The organism is Haloferax sp. Atlit-48N (genome assembly GCF_003383015.2).
Lineage (GTDB): Archaea > Halobacteriota > Halobacteria > Halobacteriales > Haloferacaceae > Haloferax > Haloferax volcanii.
Window position 1 is genome coordinate 823,113 of sequence record NZ_CP137689.1, and the last position, 21,192, is coordinate 844,304.

18 protein-coding genes are annotated in these 21,192 nt (G+C 66.7%); 9 read left to right on the top strand and 9 right to left on the bottom strand.

Annotated elements, in window-relative coordinates:
* The first annotated feature begins 247 nt into the window (after positions 1–247).
* From DEQ67_RS04510 to DEQ67_RS04520, 3 genes are all read left to right on the top strand, one after another.
* Positions 248–1,171, top strand: a complete 924-nt coding sequence (locus DEQ67_RS04510; protein WP_004064289.1) for a coiled-coil protein — start codon at positions 248–250, stop codon at positions 1,169–1,171.
* A 92-nt stretch (positions 1,172–1,263) separates the two neighbouring features.
* Complete coding sequence (gene sppA / locus DEQ67_RS04515) at positions 1,264–2,265, top strand: signal peptide peptidase SppA (protein ID WP_004044056.1); 1,002 nt, start codon at positions 1,264–1,266, stop codon at positions 2,263–2,265.
* A 43-nt stretch (positions 2,266–2,308) separates the two neighbouring features.
* Complete coding sequence (locus DEQ67_RS04520) at positions 2,309–3,445, top strand: DUF373 family protein (RefSeq protein WP_115860227.1); 1,137 nt, start codon at positions 2,309–2,311, stop codon at positions 3,443–3,445.
* Positions 3,446–3,480: 35 nt separating this feature from the next.
* Here DEQ67_RS04520 and DEQ67_RS04525 read toward each other — a convergent pair whose 3' ends face one another.
* Both DEQ67_RS04525 and DEQ67_RS04530 read right to left on the bottom strand, forming a co-directional pair.
* Positions 3,481–3,672 (bottom strand): DUF7333 family protein, encoded by a 192-nt coding sequence (locus DEQ67_RS04525; RefSeq protein ID WP_004044054.1) that lies wholly within the window; start codon positions 3,670–3,672, stop codon positions 3,481–3,483.
* A gap of 88 nt (positions 3,673–3,760) precedes the next feature.
* Positions 3,761–4,543: an aldo/keto reductase gene (locus DEQ67_RS04530; protein ID WP_004064287.1), complete on the bottom strand. Its 783-nt coding sequence runs from the start codon at positions 4,541–4,543 to the stop codon at positions 3,761–3,763.
* Positions 4,544–4,779: 236 nt separating this feature from the next.
* Between DEQ67_RS04530 and DEQ67_RS04535 the strand changes: the two genes are divergently transcribed.
* A complete protein-coding gene (locus tag DEQ67_RS04535) occupies positions 4,780–4,977 on the top strand; it encodes a hypothetical protein (RefSeq protein WP_013035477.1) in 198 nt (65 codons plus the stop codon).
* Between the two features lie 213 nt (positions 4,978–5,190).
* Here DEQ67_RS04535 and DEQ67_RS04540 read toward each other — a convergent pair whose 3' ends face one another.
* Both DEQ67_RS04540 and DEQ67_RS04545 read right to left on the bottom strand, forming a co-directional pair.
* Entirely contained in the window at positions 5,191–6,054 is an 864-nt protein-coding gene (locus DEQ67_RS04540) for a 2-oxoacid:ferredoxin oxidoreductase subunit beta (RefSeq protein ID WP_004044051.1), read from the bottom strand.
* The gene (locus DEQ67_RS04545; protein ID WP_004044050.1) at positions 6,051–7,811 is read right to left on the bottom strand and encodes a 2-oxoacid:acceptor oxidoreductase subunit alpha; all 1,761 of its coding nucleotides are present in this window, start codon (positions 7,809–7,811) and stop codon (positions 6,051–6,053) included. Before DEQ67_RS04545 ends, DEQ67_RS04540 begins: the two co-directional genes overlap by 4 nt.
* A gap of 306 nt (positions 7,812–8,117) precedes the next feature.
* Between DEQ67_RS04545 and DEQ67_RS04550 the strand changes: the two genes are divergently transcribed.
* A complete protein-coding gene (locus DEQ67_RS04550) occupies positions 8,118–8,762 on the top strand; it encodes an FAD-dependent oxidoreductase (protein ID WP_115860223.1) in 645 nt (214 codons plus the stop codon).
* A gap of 52 nt (positions 8,763–8,814) precedes the next feature.
* On the opposite strand, the gene DEQ67_RS04555 is transcribed toward DEQ67_RS04550, so the two are convergent.
* The 3 genes from DEQ67_RS04555 to DEQ67_RS04565 are packed head-to-tail and all read right to left on the bottom strand — an operon-like array spanning position 8,815 to position 12,402.
* Positions 8,815–9,636 carry an ABC transporter permease gene (locus DEQ67_RS04555; protein WP_115860221.1) on the bottom strand — a complete coding sequence of 274 codons (822 nt, stop codon included), beginning with the start codon at positions 9,634–9,636 and terminating at the stop codon, positions 8,815–8,817.
* The gene (locus DEQ67_RS04560; RefSeq protein ID WP_115860219.1) at positions 9,633–10,484 is read right to left on the bottom strand and encodes an ABC transporter ATP-binding protein; all 852 of its coding nucleotides are present in this window, start codon (positions 10,482–10,484) and stop codon (positions 9,633–9,635) included. Before DEQ67_RS04560 ends, DEQ67_RS04555 begins: the two co-directional genes overlap by 4 nt.
* Positions 10,477–12,402 carry a NosD domain-containing protein gene (locus DEQ67_RS04565; protein ID WP_115860217.1) on the bottom strand — a complete coding sequence of 642 codons (1,926 nt, stop codon included), beginning with the start codon at positions 12,400–12,402 and terminating at the stop codon, positions 10,477–10,479. The genes DEQ67_RS04560 and DEQ67_RS04565 overlap by 8 nt, the downstream gene beginning before the upstream one ends.
* 222 nt (positions 12,403–12,624) lie before the next feature.
* Between DEQ67_RS04565 and DEQ67_RS04570 the strand changes: the two genes are divergently transcribed.
* Entirely contained in the window at positions 12,625–14,325 is a 1,701-nt protein-coding gene (locus DEQ67_RS04570; RefSeq protein ID WP_004064281.1) for an acyl-CoA mutase large subunit family protein, read from the top strand.
* 186 nt (positions 14,326–14,511) lie between these two features.
* Complete coding sequence (acs, locus tag DEQ67_RS04575) at positions 14,512–16,500, top strand: acetate--CoA ligase (RefSeq protein WP_115891326.1); 1,989 nt, start codon at positions 14,512–14,514, stop codon at positions 16,498–16,500.
* A 29-nt stretch (positions 16,501–16,529) separates the two neighbouring features.
* Here the strand turns inward: acs and DEQ67_RS04580 are convergent, their stop codons facing one another.
* Positions 16,530–16,775 (bottom strand): hypothetical protein, encoded by a 246-nt coding sequence (locus DEQ67_RS04580; RefSeq protein ID WP_004044043.1) that lies wholly within the window; start codon positions 16,773–16,775, stop codon positions 16,530–16,532.
* A 176-nt stretch (positions 16,776–16,951) separates the two neighbouring features.
* Between DEQ67_RS04580 and DEQ67_RS04585 the strand changes: the two genes are divergently transcribed.
* Entirely contained in the window at positions 16,952–18,574 is a 1,623-nt protein-coding gene (locus DEQ67_RS04585) for a long-chain-fatty-acid--CoA ligase (RefSeq protein WP_006600532.1), read from the top strand.
* A gap of 83 nt (positions 18,575–18,657) precedes the next feature.
* Here the strand turns inward: DEQ67_RS04585 and DEQ67_RS04590 are convergent, their stop codons facing one another.
* Positions 18,658–19,266: a Tat pathway signal protein gene (locus DEQ67_RS04590; RefSeq protein ID WP_115802329.1), complete on the bottom strand. Its 609-nt coding sequence runs from the start codon at positions 19,264–19,266 to the stop codon at positions 18,658–18,660.
* Between the two features lie 561 nt (positions 19,267–19,827).
* On the opposite strand from DEQ67_RS04590, the gene DEQ67_RS04595 reads away from it, so the two are divergent.
* Complete coding sequence (locus DEQ67_RS04595) at positions 19,828–21,156, top strand: substrate-binding protein (protein ID WP_199505983.1); 1,329 nt, start codon at positions 19,828–19,830, stop codon at positions 21,154–21,156.
* Positions 21,157–21,192: the final 36 nt, after the last annotated feature.

The window sequence follows — 21,192 nt, forward strand, 5'->3', positions numbered from 1 at the left end:
ATATACGCCTTTGGCAACGACTAACATGGTGAATACGGTCGATACGAGCGGTGTGGTAACTGTTTTCACCCGAATTTCCACCGAAGTATTTATTAACTGGTCGCTTGTATGTGTATGTACCTGAGCGCCTCCGGCGTTCCGGCGGCATCGCACGCAGAATGATCGGGAATTCTTATCCACGGTCGGTCGCACTCCCACGAGCAGCCGCCACGCACGGAGTGGTGATGGTATCGAGGATTGATTACGCATGGTAACGAAGCAGGAAGTACTTAGCGAGTTCGACGTGCAGGAACTCGACGAGGCACGAAACATCGATCTCCCAGACGAAAAGCTCGAGAGCGGCTCGAAAGGCGAACTCATCAAACTCGCCGGTCAACTCCGTGACCGCCGCAATGAACTAAACCAGATGGCTTCCGAGCGCGCGTCCAAGCGCGACGACCTCAACGCGAAGACTCGCGAGAAGGTCGACGAAGCCCAGAAGCACCGCGAGAAGCGCGACGAGATGAACTCGCAGGTGCAGGAACACAAGCAGAGCCGCAACGAGCTCAACGCGAAGGCCAACGAGCTCTTCGACGAGGTCGACGAGATGAAAAGCGACCTCGAGCTCGACGACGGCAAGGACATCGACGAGCTCAAAGAGGAGATCGAGCAACTCGAGTTCCGCCAGCAGACCGAAGTCCTCTCGACCGAAGACGAGCGCGAGCTCATCGAGAAAATCGAGAACAAGCGCGAAGAGCTTCGCCAGAAAAAGGACAAGGTCGAAGAGAGCGGTGACCTCGAAGAACTCATCGAAGAGGCAGAAGAGGTCCGCTCCGAGGCGTCCCAGCACCACCAGAAGGTGACCGAGCTGGCCGACGACGCCCAGGAACACCACAACCAGATGATCGAGGCCTACCGCGAGGCCGACGACATCCGCGACAAGGCCGACGAGATGCACGAGCTCTTCGTCGAAGCCCAGGAAGCGGCCGACCGTCACCACGAGGACTTCGTCCGCGTCCAGAAGCGCCTCCGCGAGCTGGACAAGAAGGAAGAGCGCCAGCGCAAGGACTCCCGCGCCGAGGAGCGCGAGGCCGCCAAGGCCGAGGCCGAGGAAATCTACCAGAAGTTCAAGGAAGGCGAGACCCTCGAGACCGAGGACCTGATGAAGCTCCAGAAGTCCGGGCTGCTCTAAACTTCGGTCACTTTCTCTCTCTCTTCGTCGCGCTTGCGACGTATCATTTTTATGCCGTTCGAAGCCCGAGCGACAGCCATGAGTGATTCACCGTGACCGACAGTTTCACGCGCGTCTACCGGCTGGCTATCGTGGTCGTTCTCGCCGTCGTCGGGGCGGCGGTCGGCTGGATTCTGTTCTACCGCGTCCCCGACACGCTCGCGGACCTCGCGGGACTCCTCCTGTTCATCGGGACGGTCGTCGCCGCGCTCCGCGTCGGCGGCAGGCTCGCCGCCTCGGCGTTCCCCGACTACGACGTGGCCGAAGTCGCCGTCGAAGGACCGATTTCCCGCGACGGCGGCGGCGGTCCGGTTCCGGGTCGCGGCGGCGGGACGCCCGCCGACGACATCGTCGAGCAGGTCGACGCCGCGGCCGACGACGACAGCGTCGACGCGCTGCTGGTCAAACTGAACACGCCCGGCGGCGAGGTGTTGCCGAGCGACGATATCCGCCGGGCCGTTGCCGACTTCGACGGGCCGACGGTCGCCTACGCCACGGACACCTGCGCCTCGGGCGGCTACTGGATTGCCAGCGGCTGCGACGAACTGTGGTCCCACGACGTGAGCGTCGTCGGCTCCATCGGCGTCATCGGCTCGTCGGTCAACGCCTCGGAGCTGGCCGACAAGGTCGGGCTCTCCTACGAGCGGTTCGCCGCGGGGAAGTACAAGGACGCCGGGATGGCCCTGAAAGAGCCGACCGAGGACGAACGCGAGTACCTCCAGGGGCTCATCGACGACTACTACGACGACTTCGTCGAGCGCGTGGCCGAGGGCCGCGACATGGACCCGCAGGTCGTCCGCGACACCGAAGCCCGCGTCTACCTCGGTGAGGAGGCCCACGAACTCGGCTTGGTCGACTCGCTGGGGAGCCGCGACGACGTGGAAGACCGACTCGCCGAACGCCTCGGCCGCGACGAGGTGTCGGTGCGGGAGTTCACCCCCGAGGTCGGCCTCACCGACCGGCTCCGCGGCGGCGTCGAAGGGGCGGCGTACGCCTTCGGCGCGGGACTCGCCTCGTCGGTCGACCCCGACGACGGCTTCTCGTTTCGGTTCTGACGACTGGGAGGCTTTTTAGCCCGCGCCCCCGTTCGTCTTCCACGTGACAACGCTCGTCCTCTGTGTCGACCGGGCGAACGACATCGGCCGCAAGACCGGGCTCTCGACGCCCGTCGTCGGCTGGGAAGCGGTCCGGTCGCTCGTCACCGACGTGGGGCTCTCGGACCCCGAGGATTCGAGCGTCAACTGCCTTCTCGCGGCGCTGCGGACGACCCGCGAGCTCAGAGACGAGCGCGAGGACGCCGAAATCGCGGTCATCTCGGGGACGAGCGACAGCGCCGTCGGAGCCGACCGCGCCGTCGCGCGACAGCTCGACGACCTCGCCGAGCAGTTCGACGTCGAGTCCGCCGTCGTCGTCATCGACAGCGCGGAAGACGAGCGGCTCGTCCCGGTCGTCGAAAGCAGGTTCCGGGTCGACGCGGTCGACCGCGTGGTCGTCCGGCAGGCCCACGACATCGAGTCGACGTACTACCTGCTCAAGCAGTTCCTCGGCGACGAGGAGCTTCGCTCGACGGTACTCGTCCCGCTCGGCGTCGGCCTGCTTCTCGTCCCGTTGCTGCTCGTCCAGTTCAGCCCCGAGGTCGCCATGGCCGGGGTCGCCGCCCTGATGGGCGCGGTGCTGCTCTACAAGGGACTGGCCATCGACGAGGTCCTCTCGGACGCCCCGGACCAGATTCGCGACGCCCTCTACTCCGGGCAGGTGTCGGTCGTCACCTACGCGGTCGCGGCCGGGCTGGCCATCGTCGGGCTGTTCCTCGGCGCGCTCGCCATTCGGTCCCCCGGCGTCGGCGGGGGAGAGGAGGTGCTCGTCCCGTCGCTCCTGTTCGTCTACCACAGCGCGCCGTGGCTGGCGCTCGCCGCGCTGACCGCGAGTGCGGGCCGCCTCTTGGACGAACTCATCGGGAGCGAGCGCGTCTCCACGTCGTACATGAACCTCCCGTTCGGCGTCGTCGCCATCGGGCTCGTCGTCCGCGGGTTCGCCGGGTTCCTCCTCGAACGACAGGGCGAGCTAGCGAACCTCGAACTGCTCGGGCGACTCGCGCTCACGCCGGTCCAGCGGCTGGCGATGTTCATCGTCGCCGGCGTCGTCGTGAGCGTCGTGGGCGTCCGCGTCTCCGCGAGCGTCTCGGACGAGACCCTGGAGGACGTCGTCGACACGCCCAGAGAAAACGAGAGCTGAGGATTTCTGTCCCGTGTTTTCGTGTCGTCCCCTCGTTAGTTCGACGCCCGGTACTCGCCGTGTTTGACGCCGATGGCGAGACAGAGTGCCCCGAAGACGAGCATCGACGGCGTCACCATCATCAGGACCGTACTCGTCGCCATCGCGCCCATCCCGACGAGGGCCGCGGTTCCGACGACGACGAGCGCGACGAGCAACGCGACTGTCTTGGGGAGGTCGAACTCCATGGGATTCTGTCGGGACTCGTTCGACAAATCCGTTGCGGCTCCGGGCGACGAATCGAGAGTCGAACCGGGAACAGGCGGGTTCGGTCGCTTACCAGGGCGCGAAGTCGGGGTCGACGCGGCGGTCTTCGACGTCGATGGCGTCGATGGCGGCCACGTCCTCGTCGTCGAGTTGGAGCGCGAGCGACTCCCAGTTGTCGCGGATGTGGACCTCGCCCGTCGCTTTCGGAATCGCGGTGACGCCCTTCTCGCGGAGCCACGCCAGAGACACCTGCGCCTCGCTCGCGTCGTGTTTCTCCGCGATGTCGGACAGCACGTCGACGTCGAAGACCTCCCCGCGGGCGAGCGGCGAGTACGCGACGATTTCGATGTCCTCCTCGGCGCAGACCTCGCGGAGTTCCTCCTGCTGGAAGAGCGGATGCATCTCGATTTGGTTGGCGAAGACGCCGGACTCGGACAGTTCGACGGCCTCGCGGACCTGTTCGGGCTCGAAGTTGGAGATGCCGACGCGCTCGGTCAGCCCTCGCTCGACGAGTTCGTCGAAGGCCGCGAGCGTCTCTTCGGCGTCGTACTCGCGGGACGGCCAGTGGACGTACAGGAGGTCGACGTAGTCGACGCCGAGCTTTTCGAGGCTCGCTTCGGTGCTCTCGATGACGTCGTCGTGGGACAGTTCGTCGGCCCACACCTTCGTCGCGAGGAACACCTCGTCGCGGTCGACGTCGGCGGCGGCGATGCCCTCACCGACCTCCGCCTCGTTCCCGTACGCTTGGGCGGTGTCGATGTGCCGGTAGCCCATCTCCAGCGCCGTCTGCACCGCGTTGCGACACTCGTCGGCGTTCGTGTTCTGCCACGTCCCGAGCCCGAGCATCGGCATCCCGTTCGCTCGCGGTGCGTCGTCTGCTGAAGCGAGGTTCTCCGTCATGGCTGATTCAAGGGCCGCGAGTTGAAAAGACGTTCCGGAAGGGCGGGCAAATTTCCGGCTTTCACGGCCTGAGGGTGTGTCACACGGGGTCTCAGACGCTCGTCACCCGATGCCGCTCGACGCCGCCCGACGCTCGGCGGCGGATAGTTTATGTGTCATGTGATAGCATATCTGACTGGTGGTCAGGAATGTCGTCCGCATCAGAGCCGTTGACAGAAGAGAACACGAACGCGTTCGCACACCGTATCGCGGGTGACTCGCTCGTCTACGAGTGTCCCAACTGCGAGTTCGGTGAGGTGTTGGTGACGGAGCTCATCGAATCCGACGACGCGCGGTGTCTCGACTGCGGGACGCGCTACCGGCTCAACATCGAGACGGTGGCGTAAGAGCGGGTCGTCGGGAGACTCGGTGGCGGTCGGTCGGCTCGGTCGCCCGGACCTCCGTGGTCCCGCTCGGACCGACTCGGTCAGTCGACTCTTTTCGGCGGTGAAGCGTTCGCGGCGCTCGCGGGCCTATCGAGCAGTCGGAGACGGTCGAAAGAACGGTCGAAGTTCGGTGAGCGGTCCGCGCGGCGTCAACCGCGAGTTCGGCGGTCGTCGTTAGTAGAACTCGCGGACGAGGTCCATCGCGTCGTCGGGCGCGCCCGACGGGATGTCCGACATATCCTGGTCGACGCCGAACTTCTCCTCGTAGGAGACGGAGCTTTCGTCCTTGTAGATGATGCCCTCGTACTCCTTCGACGAGTCGAGAATCTTCTCTTTGGCCGCGTCGTAGTCGGTCGGGTCGTGGTCGGTGTCCGCGAGGTCGACGAGGTTGTCGCGGAAGTAGTCGTAGGTGTCCACGTCGTTGAACGTGACACAGGGACTGAACACGTTCACGAAGCCGAAGCCGTCGTGTTCGATGGCCTCCTGGACGATTTCCGCGTGGCGCTTGTGGTCCGTCGCGAACGACTGCGCGATGAACGTGCCGCCGGCGGCCAGCGACAGCGCGAGCGGGTTGACCGGGGGCTGCTGGGGCCCTTCGGGGGTCGTCGAAGTCTCGAAGTCCTCCCGCGAGGTCGGCGAGGCCTGCCCCTTGGTGAGGCCGTAGATGCGGTTGTCCATGACGGTGTAGGCCATGTCCACGTTGCGGCGGACGGCGTGGATGAAGTGGCCCGCGCCGATGGAGTAGCCGTCACCGTCGCCGCCGGCGGCGACGACGGTCAGGTCGGGGTTCGCCAGCTTGACGCCGGCGGCGACCGGGAGCGAGCGCCCGTGGACGCCGTGGATGGCGTACGAGTGCATGTACGTCCCGATTTTCCCGGAACAGCCGATACCGGCGACCATGAACGTGTTGTCGGGGTCGGTGCCGGAGTTGGCGAGGGCTTTCATGATGCCGTTCATCGTCCCGAAGTCCCCACAGCCGGGACACCAGGTCGGTTGTTTGTCTGACTTGAAGTCGGTGAAGCGGACGTTTGAGCTCATGCTGAGACCTCCTCTGCGTCGAGGGTGGCTTTGATTTCGTCTGCGAGTTCGTCCGCCTTGAAGCGGACGCCGTCGTATTTGTTAATGCGCTTGACACGGGTCAATGTGTCGTGCTCGACGACGTTGGCGAACTGCCCCGTCGCGTTACACTCGACGACGATGACCTCGTCGGCCGCCTCGATTTCCTCGGTGAGGTCCGGCCGCGGGAACATGTACGGGACCGACAGGAAGCGCACGTCGATGCCGTCCTCTTCGAGGAAGTCGAGCGCCTCGACGAGCGCGCCCTCGTTGGAGCCCCACGAGAGGATGAGCGTGTCCGAATCGGCGTCACCGAACTCGCGCGGCGAGAAGTCCTCGGTCTGCTTTGCGGTCTCGACCTTCCGGTCGCGCTTGTCGACCTGCTCGACGCGCATCGACCGGTCTTCGGTCCGTCGACCGAGTTCGTCGTGTTCGAGGCCGGTCGACATGTGCGCGCCCTGCTCCGTGCCGGGGAACGCGCGCGGGCTGACGCCGTCGTCGGTGAGCGCGTGCGGCTGGAAGCGACCTTCCTCGTCGAGCCACTCGTCGATGGAGTCGTCGTCGACGACCTTGCCGCGGTCGATTTCGACTTCGTCCATGTCGAACGTCTCGGGGGAGAACGTCTGTTCCGTGACCGCCATCGCCAGGTCGGCGGCGACGTACACCGGGACCTGGTACTTCTCGGCGAAGTTGAACGCTTCGACGGTCTTCCAGAAGCACTCGTCGATGCTCGTCGGCGCGACGACGAAGCGCGGAATCTCGCCGTGGCCGCCGTACAGCATCATGTTGAGGTCGCCCTGTTCCTGCTTGGTCGGCATCCCCGTCGAGGGGCCCGAGCGCATCACGTCGACGATGACGAGCGGCGTCTCGGAGGTGGCGACGAGACCGAACGTCTCGGTCATCAGGTCGATACCCGGACCGGACGTGGCGGTCATCGACCGCGCGCCGGCGCGCGCCGCACCGAGCGCGAGGTTGATGGCCGCGAGCTCGTCTTCCGCCTGCACGACGTGGCCGCCGTAGCGTTCGATGCGGCCGGTGAGGTACTCCATCACGTCGGTCGCGGGCGTGATGGGGTAGCCGGCGTAGAAGCGACAGCCGGCGGCGATGGCGCCCATGCCGATGGCCTGGTCGCCGTTGATGAGCACGTAGTCCTCGTCGGTCGTCTCGAGGTCGTAGTCGAACTCGTGGTCGTACTCGTCGTGGACGTATTCGAGGCCCGCGCGGGCCGCCTTCTTGTTGTTCTCGACGATGGCCTCGCCCTTCCCGCCGAAGCGCTTCTGGAGCGCGCTGTCGAGGTTCTCGATGGGGAAGTCAGCGACGGCGCACGCCGCGCCGAGCGCGACGACGTTGCGCATGATAGCGCCGCCCGCCTCCTCGGCGAGCGCCTTGAGGGGGATGTCCAGCCCGACCATTCCCTCGGGGATTTCGACGTCCGCCATGGTGGAGCGGTCGCCGTCGTAGATGATGACGGAGCCCTCGTGCAACTCGTCGAGGTTCTCGTCGATTGTTCGTTGTGTGAGCGCGATGAGCACGTCGAGTCTGTCGACGACGCTCTGCACGGGGTCGATGGCAGTCCGAACCTTGTACGCGGTGTATCCGCCCCGGATTCGCGAAGCGAAATCCTTAGACGTGAACACGTGGCGTCCGGCCCGGGAGAGTGCCTGAGCGAAAATCTTCCCCGTGGAGTCTATGCCATCGCCAGCCTCGCCGCCGATGGCCCAGTTGAAGTCCGCAGGCATGCTGGGTGAAATCTACCCATAGCCGGGTCAAAAGCCTTCTGAAAATTGGTGTTAAACGATGGTACTGATAATAAATGAAAATTTGACGAGTGAGTTCTGTGAGTGCCTAAAATAGGCCGACCTGCGGACTAATATACGAATTGTGGGAATAGAACCGACCAAATGTCTAATTGAGGTGTGTTTCACCATCTCGTGGCAATTATCTCCGGTTCACACTATGTGCACGGTCGGCACGGTTCGAGCCTGACTCCGGCGCGCACGTCCGGGAAGGCAAGGCCCTTGTGAGCCTGCGACCAACCCGGTCGCATGGACGCAATCGTCACCGTCGCCGCGGCCCGCGACGTCGGTCCCGGAACGGTCGCCATCGAGTTCGAGACGCCCGACGGCTTCGAGGCCGAGCCGGGCCAGTTCGTCAAGCTCTCCGCCGAGGTCGACGGCGAGTCGTACGCGCGGTTCTACACGCTCTCGTCGCCCGGCGTCGGCGACACGTTCGAAGTGACCGTCGGCATCGACCCCGAGGAGGCAGGGCCGTTCAGCCAGCACCTCGACTCGCTCGCCGCCGGCGACGACGTCGAGATTTCCGGGCCGTTCGGCCGGAGCTACTACGACGGCGAGTCGCGCGTGGTCGTCCTCGCGGGCGGCCCCGGCGTCGGCCCCGCGGTCGGCATCGCCGAGGCCGCGGTCGCCGACGGCAACGAGGCCGCCGTGGTCTATCTCGACGACGCGCCCGCCCACGAGGAACGGCTCTCCGCGCTCCGCGACGACGGTGCGAGCGTCGTCGTCACCGGCGACGAGTCCGACCTCGCAGACGCCGTCGCCGACGCGCTCACCGGCGACGAGGGCGAACAGCTGTTCGTCTACGGCTTCGCCGACTTCGTCTCGCGCGCGACCGACGCCGTCGAGGCCGCCGGCGGCGACGCCGACGCCGCGAAGGTCGAGAACTTCGGGTAACCGCTTCGCGCGCGCTGCCTGCGCCGTCCGCGGGCTCGCGCCGCCCGGAACACTATTCTACCGGCCGCCACGCCGTCAGCACCGCGACCGCGAGCGCGACGACGACCCAGCCGACGAGCCCCGCGAGCGCCGCGGCCGGCGACCCGCCCCCGCCGGTCTCGATGGCGACGCCGAGGACGAGCGACCGAAACGCGCCGTTCGGGCTCACCGCGAGCGCGAGCGGCACCGCGTCGATGCCGAGGGTCCCCGAGGCAAGCCCGGCGACGGCGGCGGCGTCGACGCCGACGACGAAGGCGACGACCAGGCCGACGGCGAGCGCGATCGCCTGTCGGGCGGTCCGCGCGGCGGCCGAGACGGCCAGCGCGACGGCCGCGACCGCGAGCGCGAACAGCACCGCGAGGACCGAAAAGCGGAGGAACGCGACCGGCGAGTCGGCGGCCTCGTTCAGCGCGAGAAACGTCGGGTCCGGCGGCGAGAGCACCGGGACGGTCGCGCCCGCGGCGAGCAACGACCCGAAGACGACGAACACGAGCGCGAGCCCCCGGCCGAGGTAGACGCCGCCGACGTAGGCCGGGCGAGACACGTCGAACGTCCTTAGCACGTCGAGTTCGCCCGACTCGCGGTCCGAGAGCACCGCCCGGTAACAGAGCGCGACGGCGAGAAGCGGAACGAGCGCCTCCACGAACGGGACCAAATCCAGAACCAGCGGGACGTAGCCGCCGCGCGCGCCCGACCCCGCGGCCGCGACCGCGACGACCGTCAGCCCGAAGACGACCGACAGCGCGACGACAGCCGGAGTCCTGACGACCGTGCGGAGCTCCCGGGCCGCGATGGCGAACAGGTCGCTGACGCCGCCGGAGCCGGCGTCGCTCATCTCCCCGTCACCCCCTCGGTCGCCACGAGGTCACCGAAGGCGGTCTGGAGGTCGGCCGCGCCGACGGATTCGACCACCGCCCGCGGGTCGCCGTCGGCGACGAACCGGCCGCCGCCGAGGACGACCACCCGGTCGGCGGTCCGCTCGACGGGACCGAGGTTGTGCGACGAGAGGACGACCGCGACGCCCGCGTCGGCGAGGTCGGAGACGATGTCGAACAGTCGCTCGACCATGCCGGGGTCGAGGCCGCTTGCCGGCTCGTCGAGGACGACCACGGCCGGGTCCCCGACGAGCGCCCGCCCGAGACCGAGGAGGCGCGTCATCCCGCCGGAGAGCGCGCCCACCCGGCGGTCCGCGGCGTCCACGAGGCCGACGCGCTCCAGCACGCCGGCCACGTCCACGTCCTCGTCCACGAACTGCGCGTAGAAGTCGAGCGTGTCGGCCGCGGAGAAGCCGGCGCGGAAGCCGGGCTGTTGCGGGAGGTAGCCCACGCGGCCCCGGCCGCCGCCGCTCTCTGTCGACCCCACCGTGACGGTCCCCTCGTCGGGCGCGCGGACTCGCGCGAGAAACCGCAGGAGCGTGGACTTCCCCGAGCCGTTGGGGCCGACGAGCGCGACGATTTCGCCGGGCGCGACCGACAGCGAGACGCCGTCGAGGACGCCCACGTCTCCGAAGGCGTGACTGAGGTCGGTCGCGGCGATAGCCGGCCCGTTCGAGGCCGAGACGGCTGCTTCGCCCGTCGATTCGTCGGAGTCTGTCTCGGCAGTCTCGGCGGTCGCCGCGGGGTCGGGACTCGGCATCGTGGTGGGGTCGTCAGTCGTCGGGGGTGTCTGGTCGCGGTCAGTCATCGGTCTCCTCCGTCGCGTTCAGGGCGGCGAGCGTCTCCGGTCGAACCGGCTCGGTTCGGGGCGCGGCGTCGACCACGCCGGACCCGCGGAGGCCGGACACCGCGTCGCGGGCGCGGCGGAGCGCGCGCATCGCGGGGGACTCCGAGAGCGCGAGCGCGCCGGGTTCGCGGCCGAGTTCGGCGTCGACCGGCCCGGAGGGCTGGTACGCCCGGTCGTAGACCCCGTCGGCGTCGGCGTCTTCGAGCGGGAGGTCGCCCCAGTGGTTGCCCTCGCCGCCGGCGGTCCACGTCCGCATCGGGCCGAGCGACGACTCGACGCGCACGTCGTTGTCGACGATGTCGTTTCGGACGACGACGTTCGTCGGGAACGTCGAACTCCCGCGGACGCCGACGCCGTTGCCGGCGACGACGTTTCCGACGTACACCTGCCGGTCGCCGCTCACGTCCATGCCGTAGTCGTTGCCGGCGAAGACGTTGTCAGCGACGTAGGTGTCGCTCCCGGCGGGCATGAACCCGAAGTCGGACTCGCGCACGTCGTTTCCGACCACGAGGTTGCCGACGGGCCGGGTCATGAGGACGACGCCGATGCGGTCCCCGCGGACGACGTTGCCGGCGACGAGCGCCTCGGAGGTGTACATCTGGTGGACGCCGTAGCGACCGTCTTCCATGCGGTTGTCGCGGACGACGCTCCCGTCGGCGCGGTGGGTGTAGACGCCGTCGCGGCCGTCGATGAACGTCGAGTCCTGCACGACCGCCCGCTCGCCGATGAGGACGACGCCCATGAAGCCGTCGGAGGGTTCGTCGGCCCCGCGGACGGTCACGCCGTCGACGACGCTGTCGGCGCTCTCGCGGGCGATGATGCCGCTCGCGGGCGTGTCGATTTCGACGCCGCGGACCGCCGACTCGTTCGCGCCGTCGAGGACGACGCCGGCGTCGCCGCGGCCGTAGGCGAGTTCGACGCGCGTGTCCCAGTCGACGGATTCGTTGCTGGCGCGGACTCGTCGCGTCCCCACCCCGCCGACGCCGGCGATTGCGAGGTTCCCGACCGCGCTCCGGTCGGCGCGGAGGTGGACGACGCTGCCGTTGCCGTCGCCGACGAGTCGGGTGTCGCGTCCGGCACCGCGGAGCGTCACCGAGCGGTTCAGGTCGACCGCGTCGACCGAGTAGGTGCCCGCGGGGACGTAGACGGTCGTGTTCGCGGGGGCCGCCGTGACCGCCGCCTCGACGGTCGGCGCGTCCTCGCCGACGACGGTCGAGACGGGTCTGTCGAACAGCGCATCACTCGCAGCGGTGGTCCCGTTCGCCCACTCGTGGTGGGCGGCGACCGACGACTCGAAGGCGGCGAGGCGGGACGAAAGCGGGTCGCCGGCGCGGTCGCGGAGCGTCGCCCAATCGACGACCTCGCCGCCGTGGGCGTCCGCGAACGAGCGGGCCGCGTCGGCGTCGGAAAACGGGACCGCAATCGGGCCGGAGGGGACCCGCGCGCCCGAGTCGACGACGAACGACGCCTCGGACGCCTTCGTCCAGTCGGGGTTGCGGTTGTGTTCGGTTCGGAGGTAGCCGTCGCCGTCGAGGTCGGGCGAGACGGTCGCGTAGTCGGTGACGAACACCGCGAGCGGGTCACCGAACTGACGGGCGCTCTCGGGCGTGGACACGTCGGCGGCGGCCGTCCGTACGTCGTAGTAGCCGATGACGTAGCGGTACCGCGAGAAGTGGACCTGCGCGAGCGGGACCTCGAACCCCTCGACCTCGGCCGTGCGAACGTCGACCGACGTGCCGCCGGTCTTGACCGTGTCGTCGAAGGCGACCGGCGAGACGGACCCGGAGGCGGGGACGACGAAGGAGACGCTCGCGAGGACGAAGACGAGCGCCGTCGCGGCGGCGACCCAGCGGGTCGTCTCGGGCGTGAGAAGCGCCATCGGTCAGCGCCCGACTCCGACGGGCTCGGGGACTGCGGCGGGCCGAGCCGCCGCGTCGGGGAATCCCGCATCTGTCGCGCAGCCGTGCATAGCCGGTGCTAAGCGGTCCGGGGGTGATATGTGCGATGGTCTGTGCGTCGAAGCCCCGGGGCCGAGGGCGAACCGCTTTCGGGGCCGACTTCGACCCGAATCCTTAATCATCATCCATACGGATTGGTGGACATGTACGACGAGGACGATTTGGCGTCCATCCGCGAGGCGCGCGACGAGTGGGAATCGGAGACCCGCGACCCCTTCGTGGAGAAGGGCGGCGAGCGCAAAGACCGATTCGCCACCGTCTCGAACCACGAGGTAGACGACCTCTACACGCCCGCCGACGTGGCCGACCTCGACTACGAGTCGGACCTCGGCTTCCCCGGTGAGTCCCCGTACACGCGCGGGGTGTACCCCACGATGTACCGCGGGCGGACGTGGACGATGCGGCAGTTCGCCGGCTTCGGCACGGCCACGGAGACCAACGAGCGTTTCCACTACCTCATCGAGAACGGCCAGACCGGCCTCTCGACGGCGTTCGACATGCCCTCGCTCATGGGCAAGGACTCCGACGACCCGCTTTCGGACGGCGAGGTCGGCAAGGAGGGCGTCGCGGTCGACACCCTCCGCGACATGGAGGTGCTGTTCGACGGCATCGACATCGGCGAGGTGACGACCTCCTTCACCATCAACCCCTCCGCGCCGGTCGTCTTCGCCATGTACGTCGCGCTCGCGGACAACCGCGGCGTCCCCCGCGACCGAATCGGCGGCACCTTCCAGAACGACATGCTCAAGGAGTTCATCGCGCAGAAAGAGTGGGTAATTCCGCCGGAACCGTCGCTCAAACTCGTCACCGACACCGTCGAGTTCGCCGCCGAGGAGACCCCGCGCATCCGGCCCATCTCGGTGTCGGGCTACCACATCCGCGAGGCCGGGTCGACGGCGGTACAGGAACTCGCCTTCACCCTCGCTGATGGCTTCGCTTACGTCGAAGACGCGGTCGACCGCGGCCTCGACGTGGACGAGTTCGCCCCTCAGCTATCGTTTTTCTTCAACTCCCACAACTCCATCTTCGAGGAGGTGGCGAAGTTCCGCGCCGCCCGCCGCATCTACCACGACGTGATGTCGGAGTGGTACGACGCCGAGGACGAGCGCTCGACGCAGTTGAAGTTCCACACCCAGACCGCGGGGCAGTCGCTGACGGCCCAACAGCCGCTCAACAACGTCGTGCGCGTGACGATACAGGCGCTCGCGGGCGTCCTCGGCGGCACGCAGTCGCTCCACACCAACAGCTTCGACGAGGCGCTGGCGCTCCCTTCGGAGGAGGCCGTCACCGTCGCGCTCCGCACCCAGCAGATAATCGCCGAGGAGTCCGGCGCGGCCGACGTCATCGACCCCCTCGGCGGGAGCTTCTTCGTGGAGTCGCTGACCGACGAAATCGAGGCCGAGGCGATGGCCTACATCGAGGAGATTCGGGAGATGGGCGACGGCTCCGTCCGCGACGGCGTCCTCGCCGGCATCGACGAGGGCTACTACCACCGCGAGATTAGCGAGGCGTCCTACGAGTACCAGTCGCGGGTCGAAGACGGCGAGGAAATCGTCGTCGGCGTCAACAAGTACGACACCGAGGAGGACACCCGTCCCGACCTGCTCCACGTCGAAGACGAGGTACAGGACCGACAGCTCGCGCGCCTCGAATCCGTGAAGGACGACCGCGACGACGAGGCGGTCGATGCCGCGCTCTCAGAGCTCCGCGAGACGGTCCGCGACGGCGGCAACGTCATGCCGGTGCTCGTCGACGCCGTCAAGGAGTACGTCACGATGGGCGAAATCATGGACGTGTTCGCCGAGGAGTACGGAACGTACCGCGAGTCCATCGGCGTGATGTGAGGGTCGTCGACGCGGCCACCTCCCCCCGAAACGTCGGGGATGACATGAACGTTCGCTGACTGGAACGCGCGCCGGAGACGCGCGTAACCGACCGACAGCCCGGCGACCGCCCGTGCCGAAGTTCCCCACGCGGACGACTGGACTACATAGATTTATCATGGAGGATTGGTGTAGTTAGCACGTACTATGGCAGACGGTGACACCGAACTGGAGGCACGGCTGGTCGAGCAGGAGGAGTTCGAACCCTCCGAGGAGTTCGTCGCGCAGGCGAACGTCTCCGACCCGGCCGTCTACGACGAGTTCGAGGAGAACTGGCCCGACTGTTGGGAGCGGGCCGCCGAGATGCTCGACTGGGACGAGGAGTACGACGAGGTGCTGGACGATTCGAACCCGCCGTTCTACGAGTGGTTCACCGGCGGCAAGCTCAACGTCTCGTACAACTGCGTGGACCGTCACGTCGAAAACGGGGACAAGAACCGCGTCGCCATCAAGTGGGAGGGCGAACACGGCGAGACGCGGACCTATACCTATCAGGACCTCTACCGCGAGGTGAACGAGTTCGCGGCGGCCCTGCGCGACCTCGGCGTCGAGGAAGACGACGTGGTCACGCTCTACATGCCGATGATTCCGGAACTGCCAATCGCCATGCTGGCCTGCGCCCGCATCGGTGCGCCGCACTCGGTCGTCTTCGGCGGCTTCTCGGCCGACGCGCTGGCGACGCGGATGAACTCCGCGGACTCCCGCTTCCTCGTCACCTGCGACGGCTACTACCGCCGCGGCGACCCGCTCGACCACCTCGACAAGGCCAACGAGGGCCTCGACGGCGTCGACCACGGCGTCGACGCGACGGTCGTCGTCGACCGCCTCGGCGACGACGGCTTCGGCCACGACCTGAAGGGCAACCAGCACGACTGGGACGACCTCCTCGACGAGCACGCCGGCGAGCGCATCGACCCCGTCGAACGCGACGCCGAGGACATGCTGTTCCTCATGTACACCTCGGGCACGACGGGACAGCCGAAGGGGGTCAAACACACCACCGGCGGCTACCTCGCGTACGCCGCGTGGACCTCCCACGCCGTCCTCGACATCGAGAAGGAAGACACCTACTGGTGTTCGGCCGACATCGGCTGGATTACGGGCCACTCGTACATCGTCTACGGGCCGCTCGCGCTCGGCACGACGACGGTGATGTACGAGGGGACGCCCGACTTCCCCAACCGCGACCGCCTGTGGGACATCATCGAGAAGTACGCGGTCGACATCTTCTACACCGCGCCGACGGCGATTCGCGCGTTCATGAAGTGGGGCAGCCGGTTCCCCGAACAGCACGACCTGTCGAGCCTCCGCCTGCTCGGGACGGTCGGGGAACCCATCAACCCGCGCGCGTGGAAGTGGTACTACAAGCACATCGGTGACGAGGACTGCCCGGTGGTAGACACGTGGTGGCAGACCGAGACCGGCGGGATGATGATTACGACGCTCCCGGGAATCAAGAAGATGAAACCCGGCTCCGCCGGGCCGCCGCTGCCGGGCATCGACGCCCAAATCGTCGACACGAGCGGAAAACAGGTCGACGCCGGCCGGGCGGGCTATCTCACGGTGAACAAGCCGTGGCCCGGCATGCTCCGGACGCTCTACAAGAACGACGAGCGCTTCATTCAGGAGTACTGGCAGGAGTACTCCGACACCGACAGCGACGACCTCGACGACTGGGTCTACTTCCCCGAGGACGGCGCGAAAATCGACGGCGACGACTATATCACCATCCTCGGGCGCGTGGACGACGTCATCAACGTCTCGGGCCATCGCCTCGGGACGATGGAAATCGAGTCGGCCATCGTCGGCGTCGAGGGTGTCGCGGAGGCGGCGGTCGTCGGCGGCAACCACGAGGTGAAAGGCGAGGCCGTATACGCCTACGTCATCACCGAGGAGGGCCAGGACGAAGACGACGAGATGCGGGGGCGCATCATCGAGGGCGTCGAGGACGCCATCGGCCCCATCGCTCGCCCCGAGATGGTCGTGTTCACGCCGGAACTGCCGAAGACGCGGTCTGGCAAGATTATGCGTCGGCTCCTCGAAGAGATTGCGAACGGCGAGGAACTCGGTGACACGACGACGCTTCGGAACCCCGAAGTCGTCGAGTCGATTCAGCGGCAGGTCGAAAGCGAGTAACCGCCGGTTCCGCCGCCGTCGGCCCTGCTCTATCGCGGATTTTCTTCCAACCACGCCGACAGCGACGACTCGTCGCGGAAGTAGCGCCGCTCGCGGACGCCGTCGCGTTCGACCACGGCGAGGAGATGCTTCTCGGAGAGCCGAATCTGCTCGCCGCTGTACGTACACGGTTCGATTCGCTCGTCGCCCGGCCGCCACAGCCGATGGGGGACGACGCGGACGATGGTCTCGTCCCGGCCCGTCGGCGAGCGTCCGGTGTAGTCCGAAAGTGCCATACGCGCGCTACGAACTCCACGAATAAGGTATTTTCCTGCATAGTTTGTGTAGTAATATAGTCTCCCGCGGCCCGAGTCGTGGGCTATTGTCACTCGGTGTGCGAATTGTTCTCAACGATGCGCACCGCGGTAGCAGCCCGCACATTTATTTTGAACGTTAGTGAAGGATACCGCGTATGAAGAAACCACTCCTGGTGACGGAGTTCCTCGACCGCGCGCGGCGGTACTACGGGGACGAGGAGGCGGTCGTGGCGACGACCGGCGAGCGCTTTACATACGACGAACTCGGGGAGCGCGCCGACGGCTTCTCGGCGGCGCTCCAGTCCCGCGGCGTCGAGAAGGGCGACCGTGTCGCGGTGCTCGACCCCAACACGCACTACCACCTCGAAGCCGCCTACGGGTCGATGCAGTTGGGTGCGGTCCACATGCCGCTGAACTACCGGCTCGTCCCCGCGGACTTCGAGTACGTGCTGAACGACGCGGGCGTGACGGCCGTCTACGCCGACTACGCCTTCGCCGAGAAGATAGACGCGGTCCGCGACGAGATTCCCGCTGAGATTTTCGTCACGAACGACCCCGAGAAGGCCGCCGAATCGACCGACGGGGAGTGGCTCGACTTCGACGAACTGGTCGCGGAGTCGACCGACTACGAGCGCCCAGAGATGGACGAAGACGACATCATCACCATCAACTACACGTCGGGGACGACCGGCGACCCGAAAGGCGTCTGCCGCACTCATCGCGCCGAGACGATTCACGCCTACCTCATCTCGATGCATCAGGACATCGCGGACGACGACGTGTATCTCTGGACGCTCCCGATGTTCCACGTCAACGGCTGGGGCCACATCTACGCGATTACCGGCCACGGCGCGAAGCACGTCTGCACCCGCGGGGTGGAGGCTGAGGCCGTGTTGGACGCCATCCGCGACGAGGACGTGTCGTATCTCTGCGCCGCCCCGACGGTGCTGAACATCCTGATGAAACACTACCGCGAGGAGGGGGGCGTCGAGACGACCGGCGCGAGCCCCGTCCGGGCGGCGACCGCGGGCGCGGCCCCGCCGGAGGCGACGATTCGGACCGTCGAAGACGAGTTCGGCTGGCGGCTCATGCACGTCTACGGGGCCACCGAGACCGGCCCGCTCATCACGACCTCGGAGGCCGGGCGCTACCTGACGGACGGCGACGACCGCTTCGGCGTGAAGAAGAAACAGGGCATCGGCTACCTCGGCACCGACGTTCGCGTCGTCGACGAGGACGGAAACGACGTGCCGAGAGACGAGCAGTCCGTCGGCGAAATCGTCGTCGCGGGCAATCAGGTGATGGAGAAGTACTGGAACAAACCCGAGGAGACCGAGGAGGCCTTCTCGGCGCGGCTGGAGGGCTACTACCACATGGGCGACCTCGCGGTCGTCGACGAGAACGGCTTCATCAGCATTCAGGACCGCAAGAAGGACATCATCATCTCCGGCGGCGAGAACATCTCCAGCATCGAACTGGAGGACACGCTGTTCGACCACGACGAGGTCGCAGACGTGGCGGTCATCCCCGTCCCGTCCGACGAGTGGGGCGAGTCGCCGAAGGCGTTCGTCGTGCCGACGAGCGGCGACCCCGACGCGCCGGGCGTCACCGCCGAGGCGCTCATCGCGTTCTGTCGGGAGCGCATCGCGACGTACAAAGTGCCGAAGGAAGTCGAGTTCGTCACCGAACTGCCGAAGACCGCGACCGGGAAGATTCAGAAGTACGAACTGCGCGAGCGCGAGTGGGAAGACGAAGGGCGGATGGTGGGAGAAGGATAGCAACGACCGCGTTAAGCTCGCGTTTCGGCCGGTAGCAGGCTCCTAACCGCGGCCGCGGCGTCTCGTTTCGAGGAGGGGACGGTTCAGCGGTCGTTGCAGGGGCAGTCGAGGCCGAGCGACCCGGGGTCGTTGTTGAACGCGTCGAGGGTGTCTTTGAGCGGCTCGCCGTCGACCATGTCGCCGCCGACGGAGACGTACCAGCTCTTTTGCTTGCCGCCGTTCGACCACGCGGAGTTACCGAGCCAGTTTCCGGCCATGTTTTTGACCTCTTCGATGGTGTAGCCCGCGTAGTCGCCGTACTGGATGGTCGCACCGTCGCTCGTGCAGCCCGGGTCGTCGCCCGGTCTGTTCCGGAGGTTGAGGACGATTGCGAGGTAGTGTTTCGCCATGATGTTCGCCTTGTCGCCCTTCGTGGGCGCGACGAGGAACTCGCGCCACTCGTCGTGGGTCATCGTGACGCCGCGGAGGGCGTAGTTCGTGTCACCGTTCGGACCGAGGACCGCCCAGTTGTCGGTGGGACTGCTGTAATCCGGGTTGTTCGCCCAGTAGCCGGGTGTCTTGGGACACATGGTCGCCGCCACCGAGCCGGAAACCGCGGGGATGCCGATACCGATGCCGAGCGCCGACATCGCGCCGAGTCGGAGCACGGAGCGCCGAGTCGGTCTGAATCCGTCGTTCGTGTCGTCTGTCATAGTGGTGCCACGGGCGTGGCTGCATCGGTGTTCGCGCGTTCCGGGGTTAGTTATAAATCGAACATTCACGACGGTACGAGATTAACTGGTCAACGAACGCGCGGAAACGGCGCTGAAACGGCGCTATCCGGGGATATATATCTAGTATTCTGATAGTTGTCGGCCGGCCGTTCGCGCCGCTCACGTCGGTTCCGACGCGGTGAGATTGGTGCGGCGTGCGTCGCGACGAGACGGACTGCACGGCGGACTCGTCGCTCTCGATGCCTGACGGGGCGAACGACTGTGCGGGGCGAGTCCGACACCGGCCCGTATTTTGCGCCAGTGACACGTCCCGCGACGCGGAGTGGGCACTGCGGGAGCCGACCGCCGGTCGGGACGACGGACACCTTATATCATGTTGTAGAGCCCACCAATCTATAATGATTGATTACACAGATATTAGGGAATCAATACATAACTATTATTAACGATGTATCCGCCGATGTGTCTATGGCACGGGATAGCAAGCCGCTCAATAGGCGAGATGTGTTGAAGGCGACTGGTGCTGTCGGAACCGCTGGCTTGGCAGGGCTGGCGGGGTGTACCGGCGGTGGCGACGGCGGCGGCGGTGATGGTGGCGGCGGTAGCGACGGCGGCGGCGGTGATGGTGGCGGCGGTGGCGACGACTACCCGGCGTTGGGCAACTTCCCCATCGAGGGCGACACGGCCACGTTCGGATTCAACGTCCCGCAGTCGGGACCGTACGCCTCGGAGGGTGAAGACGAGCTTCGAGCCTATCAGCTCGCGGTGAAGCACCTCAACGAGGGCGGCGGTTGGGTCGACTCGCAGTTCGACGACCTCTCCGGCGACGGCGTGCTCGGCTACACCATCGACCACGTGGACGGGGACACGGCCACGGACGCGGACCAGGCGCGACAGTCCGCCTCGGGGATGATTCAGCGCGACGACGCGATTATGATTTCGGGCGGCTCGTCCTCGGCGGTCGCCATCGCGGTCCAAGGGCTGTGTCAAAACGAGAAAGTCATGTTCATGTGCTGTCTGACGCACTCGAACGACACCACCGGAAAGGACTGCGTCCGCTACTCCTTCCGGGAGATGTTCAACGCCTACATGACCGGACAGGCGCTCGCGCCGGTCGTCCGCGACGCCTACGGCGAGGGTTTGCAGTTTTATCAGCTCTACGCCGATTACAGCTGGGGCCAGACCCAGCAGGCGTCGATGGAGCAGTTCATGACCGACGTGGCCGGCTGGGAGCAGGTGGAGTCGGTCGCGACCCCGCTCGGCACCTCCGACTACTCGACGTACCTCTCGGAGGCCCAGAGCTCGGGCGCGGACGTGCTCATCTTGAACCACTACGGGCTCGACGGCGCGAACTCCATGCAGCAGGCCATCGACGCCGGCATCGACGAGGACATGGAAATCATCGTTCCGCTGTACAACCGCCCGATGGCGGAGGCGGCCGGCGGCGCGATAGAGGGCATCTACGGCACCGTCGCGTGGGACTCGCAGATAGATAACACGCCGTCGCAGGAGTTCACGCAGGCGTTCCGTGACGAGTACGACCGGACGCCCTCGGGCCCCGCGCAGTTGGCGTACGCACAGACGCTCCAGTACGCCGCCGCCGTCGAGCGCGCGGGCACCTTCTACCCGCCGGAGGTCATCAGGCAGCTCGAAGACTACGAGTACGACAACATCGGCATGGGCGCGGAGACGATGCGCGGCTGCGACCACCAGGCACAGCGCGACGTGCCGGTCGTCCAGGGGCTTCCCGGCTCCGAACAGAGCGAGGGGACGTACTTCAACATCGTCAACATCACCAGCCGCGACGACCTCGGCTACGCGTGCGACGCCGGACCAGCGGCCGAGTGTGAACTCGGGTCCTACGAGTAGCCACTCTCCCCACCGTTATCTTAATGAAAGTTAATC